The sequence below is a fragment of the Mangrovimonas sp. YM274 genome, from assembly GCF_030908385.1.
Lineage (GTDB): Bacteria > Bacteroidota > Bacteroidia > Flavobacteriales > Flavobacteriaceae > Mangrovimonas_A.
This window is the reverse complement of the sequence record NZ_CP133091.1, coordinates 1066185-1083302: the sequence shown is the minus strand read 5'-3', so window position 1 is coordinate 1083302 and position 17118 is coordinate 1066185. Positions and strand designations below refer to the sequence as shown.

The window sequence follows — 17118 nt, the reverse complement described above, 5'->3', positions numbered from 1 at the left end:
ACTTACCCATAATTTTCTCCAAACTTAGCTTTCACCGTTTGGAGGACTTGCTTTATATCTTGTTCTTTCGACTTAGGAAAGATAAGTAAAACTTCGTCTTTGTCAACAATTATATAATCATTTAAGCCATCTACTACGACAATTTTATTCTTTTTGCTTCTTATCATATTGCCGGAAGCGTCCTCCAATAGGGTTTGGGCATTGACAATGGCATTAGAATCCTCATCCTTTTCCAACTTATCGTAGAGACTCCCCCAGGTTCCTAAATCATTCCAATCGAAAGTTGCGGGTAGCACATATACATTATCACTTTTTTCCATGATAGCGTAATCCACCGAAATATTCTCTGCCTTTTTATAGTTATCTGCTATAAAATCCCTTTCGCTTTCTGTGTTATACGAAGTGATACCCGATTCAAACAACGCAAACAACTCCGGTTGATTTGTTTGAAACGCCTTTACCACACTTTGAACACTCCAAATAAAAATGCCGGCATTCCACAAAAAATTTCCTTGGGCTAAAAATTGTTTTGCCGTATTATAATCTGGTTTCTCCCTAAATTGACTCACCAATTTTATAGAATCTTCGGAAGATTTGTCGTATTCTATATAACCATACCCGGTATTAGGAAATGTGGGTTGAATTCCCAATGTCATCAAGGCGTCATTTTGGGAACAATAATCAAAAGTGTTTTGCACATTATCTACAAAAGCTTGCTCGTCCTCAATCCAGTGATCACTTGGCGCCACAATCATTACAGCATCTGGGTTTTCCTTTTGAATTTTAAGAGACGCATATAAAATACAAGGAGCTGTGTTACGCATTTCCGGTTCGAGCACCACTTGGTCTTGCGACACTTCTGGCAATTGTTCCAATACCAAATCATTGTAACGCTCGTTGGTAAGAATAAAAATATGGTCTTTAGGAATTAGTCTTGCCAAACGTTCAAATGTTTTTTGTATTAAGGTTTCCCCTGTTCCTAACATATCGTGAAACTGTTTTGGGTAACTCTCCGTACTCACTGGCCAAAATCTGGATCCTACACCTCCTGCCATTAAAATGGCATAATAATTTTTATTCATAAATTCTCTTTATCTCTTTATCTTCTTTTTATTCTAATTCTATTCAAGCTAAGACCTCTACTTCTGCATTGGGATTAAATAGATACAGCCTACCTGTACTGAGCTCTAAACATTCGTAACGCTTGGTCCGCTTTTTTCCCATTTTAAAAATCCGTCCATTGTGCATCTTAAACTGACTGCCAAAAGGAACTTCAAAAATATAAGTTTTATTGTTGGCTTCATCAAATTGCTTTAAAGCTAACGCTAAGTTAACATCGGTATCACTACTGGCTTTAGGATTCTTAAAATGTTTGGCCAAAAGTGGCAATAATTCATTTGGGAATATTTCAGGATGCAATAAAGGCAACATTAAATGCTGAAACGTATATTTCCATTCCTTACCATGTGGTTTTATGGCCTTCCCATAATTCCTAAAAGCCTCGAAGTGTGCGATTTCATGCACCAAAGTAATTAAAAACCGATAAGGATTTAAATTGGAATTTACTGTAATTTGATGCTGCCCATTGGGTAAACTTCTATAATCTCCATGTCTAGTTTTACGCTCCGATTTTATCTTAACCGACAAATGATCGTGGTTTAAAAGCTCAACAACATAGGCAACGGCAGCTTTGGGAATAAAATTTTCGAGGGTCTTTTGCATCTTTCAAAAATACAGGAAATCTTCTAATTTACTAGGTATTCCCTTAATTCCTGCATGTGTTGAAAAGTATGGGTGGCAACAGCGGGCAGTTCATTATTATAATCATGAGCTACAAAACCAAAAACATCAAAACCACCTGCCCTAGCCGCTGTAACTCCAGTTAAGGAATCCTCTATAACTACACATTCTTCGGGGTGGTACCCCATAGTTTTGGCCGCCCATAGAAATACATCTGGATCGGGCTTCCATTTTTGGATTTCGTAACAACTAAAGATATTGGTTTCAAAATACGGAGATAGCCCTGTTAATGCCAAGTTATGTATTATTTTCTCCTTGGTTCCGCTTGAGGCAACTCCAAAAGGTAAATTTAACTCCTCCAACAATTGAGGCACTCCATCTATGGGTTTTAAAGCCTTTTTGAATAACTCAAAGCTTCGCTCCCTATACATTTCCTTAAAATTATTTGGAAGCGGTTGCGGCACCAATTTGGCAATTTTGTCATAACAACTTTGCATGGAGCCTCCTTTAAAGTGAGTCAAGGCATACTCTAAATCAATTTTTCCTCCCAACTCATTAGTCATATCGGCAAGAACTTGATTGCTCAAGGGCTCACTATCCACCAAGACACCATCACAATCAAAAATAACACATTTATACAGCTTCATTTCTATGGTGTTGAATTAGATACTTGCAGCAATTTGCCATTGTAATATTTACAACCATTTAAAGCAAAATCCGCTATATAATCAGCCATTTCCTTTGCTGTGGTAGGCGCTTGATACCCAGGGAAAGCTTCTTGCAGCATTTCGGTTTGTACAGCTCCCAAAGCCAAAACATTAAAAGAAGGTCCAGTTTCTTTATATTCTTCAGCTAATAATTCGGTTAAAGTAATAACAGCTCCCTTACTGGAACTATAGGCAGCCAGACCTGCAAATTTCATACTTCCTTGAACACCTCCCATAGAACTGATGGTCACTACATGCCCATCCTTCTTCATAAAAGGCAGGACTAATCTTGTCAATTCTGCAACACCAAAAACATTAGTCTTGTAGACATATTCAAAATCAGCAAATGAAGTCTGCTGAAAAGGTTTATTCAGCAAGGCTCCTGCATTATTAATCAAGACATCTACATGCTCCCACTCCTTCTCTATAAATTCATTTACCTTCTTATAAGCCTTTAAATCTCCTAGGTCAAAAGGAAACGTTGACACATTTTTTAGGTTAAGATTTGAAACAGGAAGCTCATTCCTTGATAAAGCCAAAACACTATGGCCTTGACTTGCCAAAATCTGCACCAATTCAAATCCAATTCCCCTACTCGTTCCAGTTATGATTATATTTTTCCCCATCGTTTAATTCAATTTTATTTCTTGTGTCGGTGTATTGCAAACTGCTTCAATGACAGGTGTGAATTTATTGATGACACTAGCCATAAATTCATAGTTCATTAACTGAGCTTCATCTCCAACTTTGTGATAAAAATCATAGTTGGATAAATCGCAACTTGACACGGTATGACAAGGCAAACTAAACTCTTGATAGAACGGATAATTATCTGATGCCTTAAACAGGTTGTGCTTTTCTGCTATTTCTGAAACTCCAACTAAATTATTACCGTGGTAGGCATTTAACTTTTCGGCCACATTGGACATTTTGTAACCTGTTATAAACACCTCATAATCCCTATTATTAAGCGGAACTCCCAACATTTCAAAATTAATCATAGTATAGAGGTTGAAATTTTGCTGTTTCAACCTTTTGGCCAAATGTGTAGATCCCAATAGCCCCTTCTCTTCTCCTGAAAACAGTACAAACATTATACTTCGTTTGTTACTTTTAGTTTGTGCAAAATGCTTTGCAAAAGCCAGCACCGAAGCCGAACCTGAAGCGTTATCATTGGCCCCATTGGCAATGGAATCCAAATCAACCTTTTTACCATATCCAATATGGTCATAATGAGCCCCCAAAACGACGTACTCATTCTTTAATTCCGGATCATTTCCTTCCAAAACCCCAACTACATTAAATCCTTTTAAACTGTCAACGACAAATTCGTCTTGATATCCTTCAAAATAAGGAGCAACCCCATACGCTTTAAATTTATTCTCAATGTACTTTGCAGCCTCATTAATTTCTGGTGTTCCAGTATTTCTTCCTTTCAAATCATCAGAAGCCAAAAAAGCAACCATTTCTGATACTTCCGTCTTTGTTGCTGAAGATGGTGTATCAGTCTGTTTACAATTATACAATACCGTCAATGCTAATAGGGCAAAAATTTTATTCATGGTGTATTTATTAAAAATGTAAAAATAACAAATATCACACCGCATAAAAACACTCATGCTTTATAATTATGAAAACAAAACACTTCAAAGTAAGCTTCTTTTCCTCCAAAAAGCATGAACTATTAGTCATAGTCTTTGAACTAAAAGTGCAAAGGGAACCCTGTTATTCTGCATACATTTAGTGTTGAGATAAGTGACAATCACTTATTTAAAAGAACATTCAATTAACCATTTAAATCTTTATGATTATGAAAATTTTAAAATCTTTATTAATTTTAATGATATCTACAGCGTCTTTCAATGCCATAGGTCAAGAAAAATCTGTAGAACTTCTAAATGATGAGTTGGCCAATAACAAAGGGCTAAACATGTATGTCATTGAAAGAAACATCCCCGGAGCCGGAAATTTAACTACAGAAGAACTGCAGGCCATATCAAAAACTTCCTGTGGTATATTGGACACAATGGGATCTGACATAAAATGGCTTCATAGCTATGTAACAGGAGACAAAGTATATTGTGTTTACATGGCAAAAAATGAAGACCTAGTTAGAGAACATGCCCAAAAAGGTGGGTTTCCCGCAAACTCCGTTGCTCCTGTTAAGGTAATAATTGACCCTTCTACCGCTACTGCCAAACAATAATGGTGGCCACGATCTCCAAACACTGTTCCTACAGTTTTAAATTGTAATCAATTATCCATTATTATGCATATCATCACTAACAAGTACTCATTAAAAATTCTTTTAATTGCTTTACTGTTTTTAGGGTACGGAACACAGGCAATTGCCCAAAAAGGAGACGGAACTTATAGCGAACTGTCAATTGCAAAGACTATTCATGACAAAGATTTAAAATGGAATCCCGCACCAGACTTTTTTCCGGGTTGCACTTTTACCATTTTAAACGGGGACATCACCAAACCGAATTTGGATTTCTTTTTCAAGATTGAACCCAATACGGAAGTCATTAAGCATACACATAATTCTCCAGAGCGCATGATTTTAATTTCAGGAGAATTGGAAGTAACTTACGAAAATGAGCCAACAAGCCTTCTTAAAGCAGGAACATACGCCTATGGTCCGGCAGGAAAACCTCATAAGGCGAAATGCCTCAATAAAGGGCCGTGTGTGCTATTTATTGCTTTGGTTGACCCTTTCAATGCTATTCCCATAGGTAAATAGCCTTTGGAATAAAAGTTTCTATACTTAAAACAAAAAAGCCATTACTGACTTGTAATGGCTTTTTTTAGTATTTAAAAGGCAAATGTTATACAAACATCGCCACTGGATTTTCAATATAGTTCTTTAAAGTTTGTAAGAACTGTGCTCCCGTTGCACCATCTACTGTTCTATGGTCACATGCTAAACACAATTTCATGGTGTGTCCAACAACAATCTGCCCATTTTTAACTACAGGTTTTTCAACAATGGCTCCTACAGAAAGAATTGCAGAGTTAGGCTGATTGATAATTGAAGTGAAACTTTCAATACCAAACATTCCTAAGTTAGAAACTGTAAAGGTACTACCTTCCATTTCTTGAGGTGTCAATTTTTTGTTTCTAGCTCTACCGGCATAATCCTTAACAGCAGCACCAATTTGTGACAAACTCAATTCGTTTGCAAACTTCACTACTGGCACAACCAATCCATCTTCAACGGCAACAGCTACCCCAATATGCACATGGTGGTTCAACCTCATTTTATCAGCAAACCATTGCGAGTTTACTTGAGGATGTTGCTTAAGTGCCATAGCACAAGCTTTCACTACCATATCATTAAATGAAATTTTGGTATCTGGAAGTTCGTTAACCTGCTTACGGAAAGCAATAGCATTTTCCATATCAAACTCCACATTTAAATAATAATGTGGGGCCGTAAACTTAGACTCAGACAAACGCTTGGCAATAACTTTACGCATTTGAGAATTTGCTTTTTCATCAAATTGCTCTTCACCTTGCACTGAAGCAACAGGCGCAGCAGATGCTGAAGCGGCCTTCGACTCAACAGCAGCTGGCTTAAAGTTTTCAATATCACGTTTAATGATACGTCCATTTTCTCCTGAACCTTTAACTTGAGATAAGTTTATCCCCTTTTCTTCTGCCATTTTTTTAGCTAATGGAGAAATAAACAATCTACCATTGGAAGCTGTATCGGCAGCAGCAGGAGCAACTTCTTTAGCAGTTTCTGCCTTAGGAGCTTCTTCTGTTGGCGCCTCGGTTGGAGCTGCGTCAGTTGCTGGGCCACTTCCTCCCGCTGTGAAGTTAGTAGCTATAGCAGACACATCTGTTCCCGCAGGACCGATGATTGCCAACAAAGAATCTACTTTTGCAGACTCTCCTTCTTGCAAACCAACATACAACAAAGTCCCTGATTGGAATGATTCAAACTCCATGGTTGCTTTGTCCGTTTCAATTTCCGCCAAGATATCACCTTCTTCTACCACATCTCCAACTTTCTTCAACCAAGAGGCAACGGTTCCTTCTTCCATGGTATCACTTAAACGTGGCATGGTTACCACCGTTACACCTTCTGGAATGGCAACATCTGCACTTGGTGTTTCTGTTTTTGCAGGAGCTGGAGCTTCAGCTTGTTCCTGGGTAGGCGCTGGAGCAGCACTTCCTCCGTTTATTAAACCAGAGATATCTTCTCCTTCATCTCCTATGATGGCCAGAAGTTCATCTACTTTTGTAGTCTCTCCTTCTTTAACTCCAATATATAATAAGGTTCCTTCATGAAAGGACTCAAACTCCATAGTAGCTTTGTCGGTTTCAATCTCCGCTAGGATATCTCCTTCTTCAACTTTATCACCAACATTTTTAAGCCAGGAAGCAACAGTTCCTTCTTCCATTGTATCGCTCAAACGCGGCATATTAATTACTTCTGCCATAACTTACTTATAGTTTAGTTTGTATAAATGGATAATCTTCTTGCTCATAAACCGCATCGTACATTACATTTAGTTCCGGGAATGGAGATTCTTCTGCAAATTTCTCACACTCTGACACTAAATCCTTAACACGTTTGTCAATTTTCTTTATATCGGCCTCTGAAGCGTATTTCTTTTCTAAAATGATATCTTTTACCTGAGTAATCGGGTCAATTTTCTTGTACTCTTCAACCTCTTCCTTGGTTCTATAATGCTGAGCATCACTCATTGAGTGACCTCTATATCGGTAGGTCTTTAATTCCAAGAAGGTTGGTCCTTCCCCTCTACGAGCTCTTTGGATAGCTTCATCGAATGCTTCGGCCACTTTAACCGGATTCATTCCGTCTACTGGTCCAGAAGGCATTTCATACCCCAATCCTAACTTCCAAACATCGGTATGGTTTGCTGTACGCTCTACCGAGGTTCCCATGGCATATCCGTTGTTTTCACACACAAATACAACTGGAAGCTTCCAAAGCATTGCCAAGTTAAAAGTTTCGTGTAAGGATCCTTGACGAGCAGCTCCATCACCAAAACAACAAATTGTTACGGCATCACTTCCTTTGTACTTATCACCAAAAGCCATACCAGCTCCTAATGGAATTTGTCCACCAACAATACCGTGACCACCATAAAAACCATGTTTTTTGGAGAAAATATGCATGGAACCACCAAGTCCTTGAGAGGTACCTGTAGCTTTCCCATACAACTCTGCCATTACTCGCCTAGGATCTTCTCCCATACCTATTGGCTGTACGTGGTTACGATAAGCTGTTATCATTTTATCTTTTGACAGGTCCATAGCGTGTAAAGCTCCTGCCAAAACAGCTTCTTGACCATTGTATAAGTGAAGAAATCCTCTAACTTTTTGTTGAATATACACTGCAGCAAGCTTATCTTCAAACTTTCTCCAGAACAACATGTCCTCATACCATTTCAGGTAAACTTCTTTTGTTATTTTTTGCATTTGGCGTTAATTTAATAAACGGAATAACAAAAATACTACATTAGTTATTAATGAAAAACCGTATTTCACAAAAATTTACCGAAAACGTTATAGCTGGGATTTATCAAATATCAAAGGCAAGAGATTTGATAAAGAGTAAGATCTGACTACTTTTCCCCGTTCTCCCATAAAATACATTTCAATGGGGCTTTTCTGACGAATTTCATATTCAGAAATTGACTGCCTACAGGCGCCACATGGTGGTATTGGCTCTAAAGTAGTTCTTAATTGGGACGCCGCCGTAATGGCCATTTTCAAAATCTTTGCTTTTGGGTATTGAGCACCGGCATAATAAATAGCCGTCCTTTCGGCGCAAAGTCCAGATGGATAGGAAGCGTTTTCTTGGTTGCTACCTAAAACCACTTCGTTATTATCCAACAAAAGAGCTACTCCCACATAAAACTTGGAATAAGGGGCATAGGCCTTTTGTCTTGCCTCTATGGCCTTTTGCATAAGTTCCTGTAAATCTTCAGGCAACTCCAAAATCCCCTCATAAACTTGAAATACGGACTCAATTTTAACCTCTTTCATATAATCAGTTATCTCTTAAAGATAAAAAAATATATCCACAAATGAATTTCCTACTCTACAATTATGAATTGGGACCATTGAAAAGAAAAAAAGCACCATTCCAAAGAATAGTGCTTTTAGATATCGTAATAGAATTGTCTATTAATATTCCATGTATTCGCCGTCTCCGAAGTTAAACGACAAAGAGAAACGTAAAGTCCCTTCCAATGGACTTTGAACTTTTGAAGCCGAGAACAGGTAAGACATATCTATATTTACCATAGAATATTTGAATCCTGCTCCAAGGGCAAAAAACTGTCTAGCTCCCTTAACTTCACTTTCGTGGAAATATCCAGCCCTAAACGCAAAGGCTTCTTGATAACGATACTCGGCACTAAGGGCCCAAGTTATCTCTTGCATTTCTTCTTTAAAGCCTCCAGGTGCATCACCAAACGACTGGAACATTCCTTTGAAGAAACTTACATTATCATCTTTTCCATCAACAATGACATTGGTGCTAACTGGGCTATTTGGATAGCCTACCAATTCATCATCTCCGTCATCATATTCACTATTTCCATTATTGTCTATATACTCGTATTCATTCCCTCTAATAGGAGGCGTTGGCACCAATAACTTAGTCACTTCACCTGTAACAGACAATTTGTTATAGTTATCGAAAATAAAATCGAAACCACCACCTAATCGCAACGTTGTAGGAATAAAGTTTTCCCTTCCGGCATCATCATATTTGATCGTAGGTCCAATGTTCTGAATCGCAAAACCACCTCTCCAACGGCCATTGAAATCGTTATAAGCCATTTCTTCAGACTGATAGTACCCTGCTATATCAACACCTATGGAACCAGCAGCACTTGCATTGGCATCTACAGCCTGAATTCTTAAATCTGAACGTAAATAACGCATGGCTACCGCCATAGAAAACTGATCTGCCAACCTTAAAGAATAAGATACATCCACAGTCAATTCATTTGGTTTTTCAATTAATGCTTGAGAAAATTCATCTTGAACCAACTCAATTTCACCTAAACTAAAGTATTTAAAACTCGCTGCAAAGGCACTATTTTCATTAATTCTATTAAAGTAAGTGATGTTTCCTAAAAAAATATCATTCACCAACTTACTTAAATACGGTGTATAACTAACTCCAAAACCCGATTTTGTTTCTGAAAAGGCATATTTTGAAGGGTTCCATTGTTGGGAATAAGTATCAACGCCTGTTGCTACCCCCATATCTCCCAAAGCACCAGCTCTTGCATCCGATGCAATCAATAAAAATGGTACAGCAGTGGTAATTACTCTAGAATCATTTTGATCCGGTATGACTACTGTATTGTTTTGAGCTCTTGAAACATTGAAAGCAGTTAGTGTGATAAGTATTAAAAAGTATTTTTTCATGGTATTAGTTAAAATTCTTCTCTAATTGTGCCAAACAAGCACTCGCAAATATAATTGTTTATTATAGTATCACAAGCTTTTGGATTTTCTCCACCTGCTTATTTAATAGGTTTGATCTTACTTTTAGTTTATATATATAAACCCCTTTTCCTATTTTTTCTCCAAAATCGTCTCTTCCATCCCAAGTGATACTTCTTGATAATGATGACGTTCCCTGATTACAACATTCACCATCGGCATTGGTTTGCCCATTTAATGTACGTACTAATTTACCGGACACGGTAAATATTTGTATAGAAACGTCCAAATTGCCAGAACTATTGTGGTTGAACCAAAATTCGGTATAGTCCACAAACGGGTTTGGATAATTCAACACATTATTAATAACCAGTTCTTGATCCTTATCATGAACCACAAACTGTAACTCCGAAGTTGCGGAATTATTATACACATCCCACGCTTTTAATGTTAATGTGTGTAAGCCGGGTTCTAAATTTCGGAATGGATAAGACACCTCTCCATTTTGGTAATCGTCAATATTGGCGGTATAATAATCGTTCAAAACAATAGGATTCGTTTCGTCCCCGTCAATAATGGCCACAATATCATGACCAATGCCACTCGCCGTATTAATACCGTTATCATCCTGCAATTTCGCCAAAAATGTTGGAGACTCATTGGTAATCCCTCCTGACACAAAATTGGTGTCATTCATATACAAATTGATGACAGGACCAATATTATCTTCCTCTGCATTTTCATTGATGCCTCCCACTTGAATATCAAAACTAGCCCCGGCTTGATCTTGTAAGGGATTTTCTGTTTTAGCGTAGAAACTCACTTTTCCATTTCCTACAGGAATTCCTATATCTCTAGGCACAACAAACTCAAATTCAAATTCACCATTTGTTACAGTGACCTGTCCTTTAAAAAGAATTTCTCCCAGGGTTTCAAAATCCATTTTGATAACACCGTTGCTATCTGTCGTGCCATCATTACCTAGAGTTTGTCTTTCAATATTTTTATCAAAAACAGTAGCCGTTAGCACTCCATTGTAAGTTGGCATTGGGCTTCCTAGCTCATCCACAACTTCTCCTGATAATTTCACTTTCCCTAAAGCCTGTAATACATCGGTATCCCCACCCAAAGGCACATCATTAATTTTGGTCAAACGAATATCCGGTCTTGGCATGGCCAATTTTAAAGCTGGATCTCCAATAGAGAATACCATAAATTTTTGTCCATTACCAGAAACACTCGAAGAGTTTTTGGTCAATCTCAAGGCCTCCGCAATGGATACATGGGGATTATCTCCAAACTCAAAAAGATAGTCTCCAAGTTGACTGTTAAAGGGAACAGCAACACTCATAAAAATTTGCCGCGTAGTTGTAATTAAAGCAATAGCCCCTCCTTCCTTATTCCAATAAGTATACTCTCCTGCAGTAGGTCGTTGTGGATCATCAAACTTGGTATATTCACAAGTCACGGTTACAAAACAGTTATATTTACAAGTGTTTTGCAATTCTTGAGAATCTGCTTTTGAGAAAATACGTTCTTTCGACAAACCATCTTCTCCACCATGACCAAAATAATTCACTACCAAAGCTCCTGCTTCAATTGCCTTTATAATTGCTTCTTCCACCTGCGGATAAGTGTTCCCTCCCGCTGAAGCTTGCTGTTGATAGGCGTCACAAAATATTTTAACCACATTGATGGATGGATGTTCGCTTGTGGCCATATCCCCAATCGTGTTAGACGTATCCTGAAGTTGATTTTCCCAAGCTACATCTACATCATCAGCTATAAGCACAAAATTATTACGCCAACTTCCGTAAGAACTAGATTTGTGGTAAGTATCTATTTTATCTACCATTTCGGTAGCTCTCTGTAAATCCTCAGCCAAAATTCTTCCCACTGCTATATCCAACAAGTTAGAATTAGTCATATCTCCTTCATTAACATCCATCATCCCATAAAAATCATCAGATATATAAGAAGACGTTAAACTAAAACTATTCTTAGATAGCCAAGACGGCACCAAATTTGTATTGTTTGGTAATCTATCTTTATAATCATAGGAGCTATCTCCAAAGAGACACAGATATTTCACCCTATTTTCAGGTGTACTAGCATTATGGTAGACATATCTCATTAAATTTCGAATGGCACTGATGTCTTGATTTCCAGAACTGAATTCAGTATATAGTTCATTCAATGTCACAATCTTTACAACGAGGCCATACTGATCCCTGTTAATCTGCGCCAAACGTTCCGCTTGAGAGACTAATATATTAGGAGTTACAATAACGTAATCCACATCCTGAAACTCCCCTTGACTATTTTTAAAAATAGTACCTTTGATATTCTGATTCGATACAGAAGTACTGCTTTCTCTTAAAGGCTGATAATAATCGGATGGCGTTACTGCCACATAATTTCGTAATGATCCCGATTGTGACTTAAAACTAAAGACTGAATTACTTTCTTCATTTCGAACACCTTTTACCTCATACTTATTAGTGACATCCCAAATTTGAGAAACAGCACTACTATTTGACAACTGGTATTCAACAACTCCTCCAATATTGGCCACACTATTATTTTGGAAGAGCATTTGTTCGCCTTCAAACCTCAATTCCCTTGTTGCCTCTACCGATATAAAATCTAAATAAGCATAAGACGCCGGATTACCATTATTGTTATAACTTAAATTAAATACCAACTCAGAAGAACCCAAAGTCACATTTCCACCAAAATTTGCCTCTCTTGCATAAAGGGCACCTTCTATTGGGGCATAACTAAAATTAGTAAGTAAGCTACCATTAAGATTAATAGCCATGGAAGTTTGAGTTTCCGAAACCGCCGCAGTATACACCCTTACCTTAGCCTGCTCAGAAGGTACTAAGTTGGGAAAGCTAAAAGTAAACTCCTTTTCGTTTTCGATACCAAAACGATCACCAAACCATCGTCTACCTATTTTTGCCAAGTTGTACTCATCCACTTCATGAAACTGGTAATCTTGAAAGGTATCAATCACTAGGTCCGGTTCCGCATCTGGTTGAGAAAGTTCCTGAATTCTTTTCCCTTCACCACTACTAATGTTTACGTAATAATAAGATCTATCCGTATAGGCATTTATATTTGTTTCGCTCTCCTCATTGTAGCCTGTTGGTCCTTCAGCATACATTAATATATAATCCTCATTGTTAAAAACTCCATCCTCTTCTCCAACAAATTCTATAGCATTTTCCATAACATCAAAAGGATAATCTACGCTATTTGCCATTGGTAACATTGCCCCTCCGTTACCGTAGATTTTGATGGTTCTTGGGTCAACATTGGTATTTACCCCCAAATCATTTAAAAAAGACTTAGTTAATCTAAACACACCAGTTTTATCAACATAGAACTTATACCATTCCCCATTAGCTAAAACTGAATTACCAATAGTAGGCACATCCATAACCCCTTGACCATTGCGAGATGCAGCCCCTCCAAGGTTATACATCGCGGTAAACCCTGTAATTTTCTTGTACACTCCACGATCTTCAATAATAGGGCTAACTTCAATTTGAACCCCCAACACACCTCTGGCCGAGGTATTATACGCCTTAATCCTTGGAGATTTAGGAATTGTATTCAAAGGCAAATCTTTTAAATCCGACTTCGAAATAGTACTATAACTAACATTGCTCAATGCAATTGAACTTTCATCGATCCTAGAAACATTCTCCAAGGTTGAAAAAAAGATAAGCCCCCTCTCGTCATCAAAAACATAATTGGAGGAATTGAAAGCCGGCAAGGTCATTTTTGAAACAGAGGTTTCCAAGACTTTGGTCCCTCCCCAAGTAATTTGAAACTGTTGTTGCTGCGAAAAGCCAAAAAAAGACATTAAGGCAAAGAAAATGTGTAAGCTTTTTTTCATAATCAATTAACGACTGTATGGTATATATAGTATAGGTCTCGAAATATTTCTTCAAAATTACAACAATAATTAAATTCGCCTACCGTTATTTAAAGACAAAATACATCGATAAACCGTAAAAAATCCGATGTAATGCTCAAAAAAAAGGATGAAATACAGCTTTTACAGGTAAATTTTCAAAAAAAAGGTTGTTAATTTGCCGTTAATTACTATATTGCGTCTCTAAAATTAATTTAGCTTACTTAAAAGTATGGATATGAAACACGTTTTAAATCTAAGGATACTGTTAGCCCTAACGCTATCTTTAGCATTGTTTAGTTGTAACAAATCTTCCTCGTCGAAGAATAATTCGAGAGCCACTGGCTGGACGATTAATGACAGAGAAGGAGGTTTTCAATACAACACAAGCTTTAAAGAACAAGAAACTGCTCCTGGGTTAGTTTTCATTGAAGGAGGAACTTTTACCATGGGTAAAGTACAAGACGATGTGATGCACGATTGGAATAACTCTCCAAATCAACAACACGTTCAGTCTTTCTACATGGATGAAACGGAAGTAACCAATATGATGTACTTAGAGTATCTGGATTGGATTAAAAGAGTTTACCCACCAGATGATCCTAACTTTAAGTTAATTTACGAAGGTGCTCTTCCTGACACTTTGGTATGGAGAAACCGTTTAGGATATAGCGAAATGATGACAGAAAACTATCTACGTCACCCAGGTTATGGAGAATACCCTGTTGTAGGTGTTAGCTGGATTCAAGCTGTTGAATTTGCAAATTGGAGAACAGACCGTGTTAACGAAATGTACTTGCAAGATGCAGGTTACCTAAAAAGAGATTCTCACTTAACTGATGCATCTGCGGATAGCAACTTTAACACCGATACTTATATCAACGCTCCAACACAAACTTTTGGAGGAAACGAAGAAGTATTAAGAGGCGGAAACCTTAAGCCAATGACCGATGCTGAAGGAAACGAAATCAACGTTTACGCAAGCAGAGAAACTGGGGTTATCTCTCCAAAATACCGTCTACCTTCAGAAGCTGAGTGGGAATATGCCGCTTTAGGTATGAGCGAATTAAGAAGCTACAATGTTTATAGAGGTAGAAAGAAATATCCTTGGAATGGAGCTTACACGAGATCTGGAAAGAGAAAATCTAGAGGTGATCAGTTAGCTAACTTCAAGCAAGGAAAAGGAGATTACGGTGGAATTGCTGGATGGTCTGATGACGGTGCCGATATTACAGCTAAAGTAATGTCTTACGCTCCTAACGATTACGGTTTATATGATATGGCCGGTAACGTTGCAGAATGGGTAGCAGACGTTTATAGACCTATCGTTGATGATGAATTTAACGATTTCAACTACTACCGTGGTAACGTTTATACTAAAAACGCTATTGGAGAAGATGGAACTGTTAAAATTGTAACTCCAGACGAAATTGTATATGACACTTTAAGTAATGGAAAAATCGTTGCAAGAAATCTTCCTGGTGAAATTTTACAAGTTCCTGTTGATGACAATGAAACTTACTTAAGAACAAACTTCGACACTTCTGACAACAGAAACTTTAGAGACGGTGATGTAAGATCATCTCGTTACTACCAAGACAACTTCGATGAAAGCGAAGAAGGAGAAAAAGTATCTTCTACTAGAAAGATGTACAACTCTCCAATGCACAACATCGAAAGAGACTCTGCTGGAGTATTAATCAAGGAATATGACAAGTCTAACGCTAGAACTTCTTTGATTAACGATAACGTAAGAGTGTACAAAGGTGGATCTTGGAAAGATAGAGACTACTGGTTAGACCCTGCTCAACGTAGATATTTCCCACAGGATATGGCTACAGATTACATCGGATTCAGATGTGCAATGTCTAGAGTTGGATCTAAATCTAAAATGAAAAACAAAACAAAGAACTAAATCATATCTTAGTTATAAATCTAAAAAGTCCTAACATTGCTGTTAGGACTTTTTTATTACATTTAATTCATGAATATAGAACATTTATATAAGGCTTTTTTGGAGTGTTCCTCTGTAACGACAGACACACGAAAAGTAACAACAAATGCCATTTTCTTTGCTTTAAAAGGCGACAATTTTAATGGCAACACATTTGCACAACAGGCCCTTGAAAGCGGTGCTAAATACGCTGTAATTGATGAGAAGGAATACGCAACAAACCCCCAAATGATTTTGGTGAAAGATGTGCTGACAGCTTTACAAGAATTAGCCACCTATCACCGTAAAAAATTAAACCTTCCCATCATTGCCTTAACAGGTAGTAATGGCAAGACAACAACCAAGGAATTGATTAACGCAGTCCTGTCAACCCAATTCAGAACTTCTGCCACCAAGGGCAATCTGAACAACCATATTGGAGTTCCTTTAACTCTTTTAGAGATGACACAAGAAACAGAAATTGGGATTGTTGAAATGGGCGCCAATCACCATAAAGAAATTGCTTTTCTATGTTCCATAGCGCAACCAGATTATGGTTTAATTACCAATTTTGGAAAGGCCCATTTAGAAGGCTTTGGCAGCTTGGAAGGTGTAATTACGGCAAAATCCGAATTATATGATTATTTGAAAGTCCATAACAAAACGGTTTTCATCAATGCAAACGACGCAACCCAATTAAAACAAATAGGCGCCTACAAGCCAGTTTTCACTTTTGGAGAAGCAACGAATGCAGATGCCAATATTAAACTTACCAATGCCCAATCTGAAGTTATTGTAAATTTTGATGGCACAGAAATTACATCACATTTAACGGGCATATACAACTATAACAATATTAGTAGTGCGATAGCCATTGCCTCCTATTTTAAGGTTGCTACAGTCAATATCAAAAAAGGTATTGAAACCTATATTCCTAGCAATAATAGATCCCAATTTTTAGAGAAAGGAAGTAATAAAATTATATTGGACGCCTACAATGCCAATCCAACCAGCATGAAGGCCGCACTGGAGAATTTTATTCAATATAATAGTGATTTGCACAAAACCGTGTTCTTAGGGGATATGTTTGAATTGGGAAACACTTCTGCAGAAGAACACCAAGCAATCTTAAACTATCTGGAAACGCATTTTAACGGCTCTATTTATATTATTGGAAAACATTTCCACAATACTACATCAAATGGGGAAAACACCTTTAAATTTGAGTTATTTGAAGACTTAAAAAAACACTTGGAAGGTATTGTTATTGAAAATGAATTTATCCTGATAAAAGGATCTAGAGGAATGGCTTTGGAACGGGTATTGGAACTATTGTAAATTAAAAAAGCTTCTCATTTTGAGAAGCTTTT

General features: G+C 37.5%; 14 protein-coding genes. 4 read left to right on the top strand and 10 right to left on the bottom strand.

Going from position 1 to position 17118, the window contains the following annotated elements; all coding sequences use genetic code 11:
* Positions 1-2: 2 nt before the first annotated feature.
* From RBH95_RS04705 to RBH95_RS04685, 5 genes are read right to left on the bottom strand one after another with little or no spacing between them, the layout of a single operon-like run.
* Positions 3-1082, bottom strand: a complete 1080-nt coding sequence (locus tag RBH95_RS04705) for a mannose-1-phosphate guanylyltransferase (protein ID WP_307901556.1) — start codon at positions 1080-1082, stop codon at positions 3-5.
* A gap of 43 nt (positions 1083-1125) precedes the next feature.
* The gene (locus tag RBH95_RS04700) at positions 1126-1722 is read right to left on the bottom strand and encodes a SprT-like domain-containing protein (protein ID WP_307901555.1); all 597 of its coding nucleotides are present in this window, start codon (positions 1720-1722) and stop codon (positions 1126-1128) included.
* A gap of 23 nt (positions 1723-1745) precedes the next feature.
* Entirely contained in the window at positions 1746-2387 is a 642-nt protein-coding gene (locus RBH95_RS04695) for an HAD family phosphatase (protein ID WP_307901554.1), read from the bottom strand.
* Between the two features lie 2 nt (positions 2388-2389).
* Positions 2390-3073 carry an SDR family oxidoreductase gene (locus tag RBH95_RS04690; RefSeq protein WP_307901553.1) on the bottom strand — a complete coding sequence of 228 codons (684 nt, stop codon included), beginning with the start codon at positions 3071-3073 and terminating at the stop codon, positions 2390-2392.
* Positions 3074-3076: 3 nt separating this feature from the next.
* Complete coding sequence (locus RBH95_RS04685; protein WP_307901552.1) at positions 3077-4009, bottom strand: M28 family peptidase; 933 nt, start codon at positions 4007-4009, stop codon at positions 3077-3079.
* A 248-nt stretch (positions 4010-4257) separates the two neighbouring features.
* Here RBH95_RS04685 and RBH95_RS04680 point away from each other — a divergent pair, with 248 nt between their 5' ends.
* Positions 4258-4653 (top strand): DUF4242 domain-containing protein, encoded by a 396-nt coding sequence (locus RBH95_RS04680; protein ID WP_307901551.1) that lies wholly within the window; start codon positions 4258-4260, stop codon positions 4651-4653.
* A 63-nt stretch (positions 4654-4716) separates the two neighbouring features.
* Positions 4717-5193, top strand: coding sequence for a cupin domain-containing protein (locus RBH95_RS04675; RefSeq protein ID WP_307901550.1), 477 nt, complete (start codon positions 4717-4719; stop codon positions 5191-5193).
* 85 nt (positions 5194-5278) lie between these two features.
* Here RBH95_RS04675 and RBH95_RS04670 read toward each other — a convergent pair whose 3' ends face one another.
* The 5 genes from RBH95_RS04670 to porU form a co-directional block, all read right to left on the bottom strand.
* Positions 5279-6898 (bottom strand): pyruvate dehydrogenase complex dihydrolipoamide acetyltransferase, encoded by a 1620-nt coding sequence (locus RBH95_RS04670; RefSeq protein ID WP_307901549.1) that lies wholly within the window; start codon positions 6896-6898, stop codon positions 5279-5281.
* A 7-nt stretch (positions 6899-6905) separates the two neighbouring features.
* The gene (pdhA, locus tag RBH95_RS04665; protein WP_307901548.1) at positions 6906-7904 is read right to left on the bottom strand and encodes a pyruvate dehydrogenase (acetyl-transferring) E1 component subunit alpha; all 999 of its coding nucleotides are present in this window, start codon (positions 7902-7904) and stop codon (positions 6906-6908) included.
* A gap of 87 nt (positions 7905-7991) precedes the next feature.
* Positions 7992-8474 (bottom strand): cytidine deaminase, encoded by a 483-nt coding sequence (cdd, locus tag RBH95_RS04660; RefSeq protein WP_307901547.1) that lies wholly within the window; start codon positions 8472-8474, stop codon positions 7992-7994.
* 141 nt (positions 8475-8615) lie between these two features.
* Entirely contained in the window at positions 8616-9872 is a 1257-nt protein-coding gene (gene porV / locus RBH95_RS04655; protein WP_307901546.1) for a type IX secretion system outer membrane channel protein PorV, read from the bottom strand.
* A gap of 61 nt (positions 9873-9933) precedes the next feature.
* A complete protein-coding gene (gene porU, locus RBH95_RS04650) occupies positions 9934-13797 on the bottom strand; it encodes a type IX secretion system sortase PorU (protein WP_307901545.1) in 3864 nt (1287 codons plus the stop codon).
* A gap of 250 nt (positions 13798-14047) precedes the next feature.
* Here porU and gldJ point away from each other — a divergent pair, with 250 nt between their 5' ends.
* Positions 14048-15730, top strand: coding sequence for a gliding motility lipoprotein GldJ (gene gldJ, locus RBH95_RS04645; RefSeq protein ID WP_307901544.1), 1683 nt, complete (start codon positions 14048-14050; stop codon positions 15728-15730).
* A 69-nt stretch (positions 15731-15799) separates the two neighbouring features.
* Positions 15800-17086, top strand: a complete 1287-nt coding sequence (gene murF / locus RBH95_RS04640) for a UDP-N-acetylmuramoyl-tripeptide--D-alanyl-D-alanine ligase (RefSeq protein ID WP_307901543.1) — start codon at positions 15800-15802, stop codon at positions 17084-17086.
* Positions 17087-17118 lie beyond the last annotated feature (32 nt).

Excerpts from the sequence above, each read along its gene's own strand:
- RBH95_RS04705 (WP_307901556.1), bottom strand. The coding sequence starts at position 1,082 with ATGAATAAAAATTATTATGCCATTTTAATGGCAGGAGGTGTAGGATCC.
- RBH95_RS04700 (WP_307901555.1), bottom strand. The coding sequence starts at position 1,722 with ATGCAAAAGACCCTCGAAAATTTTATTCCCAAAGCTGCCGTTGCCTAT.
- RBH95_RS04695 (WP_307901554.1), bottom strand. The coding sequence starts at position 2,387 with ATGAAGCTGTATAAATGTGTTATTTTTGATTGTGATGGTGTCTTGGTG.
- RBH95_RS04690 (WP_307901553.1), bottom strand. The coding sequence starts at position 3,073 with ATGGGGAAAAATATAATCATAACTGGAACGAGTAGGGGAATTGGATTT.
- RBH95_RS04685 (WP_307901552.1), bottom strand. The coding sequence starts at position 4,009 with ATGAATAAAATTTTTGCCCTATTAGCATTGACGGTATTGTATAATTGT.
- RBH95_RS04680 (WP_307901551.1), top strand. The coding sequence starts at position 4,258 with ATGAAAATTTTAAAATCTTTATTAATTTTAATGATATCTACAGCGTCT.
- RBH95_RS04675 (WP_307901550.1), top strand. The coding sequence starts at position 4,717 with ATGCATATCATCACTAACAAGTACTCATTAAAAATTCTTTTAATTGCT.
- RBH95_RS04670 (WP_307901549.1), bottom strand. The coding sequence starts at position 6,898 with ATGGCAGAAGTAATTAATATGCCGCGTTTGAGCGATACAATGGAAGAA.
- pdhA (WP_307901548.1), bottom strand. The coding sequence starts at position 7,904 with ATGCAAAAAATAACAAAAGAAGTTTACCTGAAATGGTATGAGGACATG.
- cdd (WP_307901547.1), bottom strand. The coding sequence starts at position 8,474 with ATGAAAGAGGTTAAAATTGAGTCCGTATTTCAAGTTTATGAGGGGATT.
- porV (WP_307901546.1), bottom strand. The coding sequence starts at position 9,872 with ATGAAAAAATACTTTTTAATACTTATCACACTAACTGCTTTCAATGTT.
- porU (WP_307901545.1), bottom strand. The coding sequence starts at position 13,797 with ATGAAAAAAAGCTTACACATTTTCTTTGCCTTAATGTCTTTTTTTGGC.
- gldJ (WP_307901544.1), top strand. The coding sequence starts at position 14,048 with ATGGATATGAAACACGTTTTAAATCTAAGGATACTGTTAGCCCTAACG.
- murF (WP_307901543.1), top strand. The coding sequence starts at position 15,800 with ATGAATATAGAACATTTATATAAGGCTTTTTTGGAGTGTTCCTCTGTA.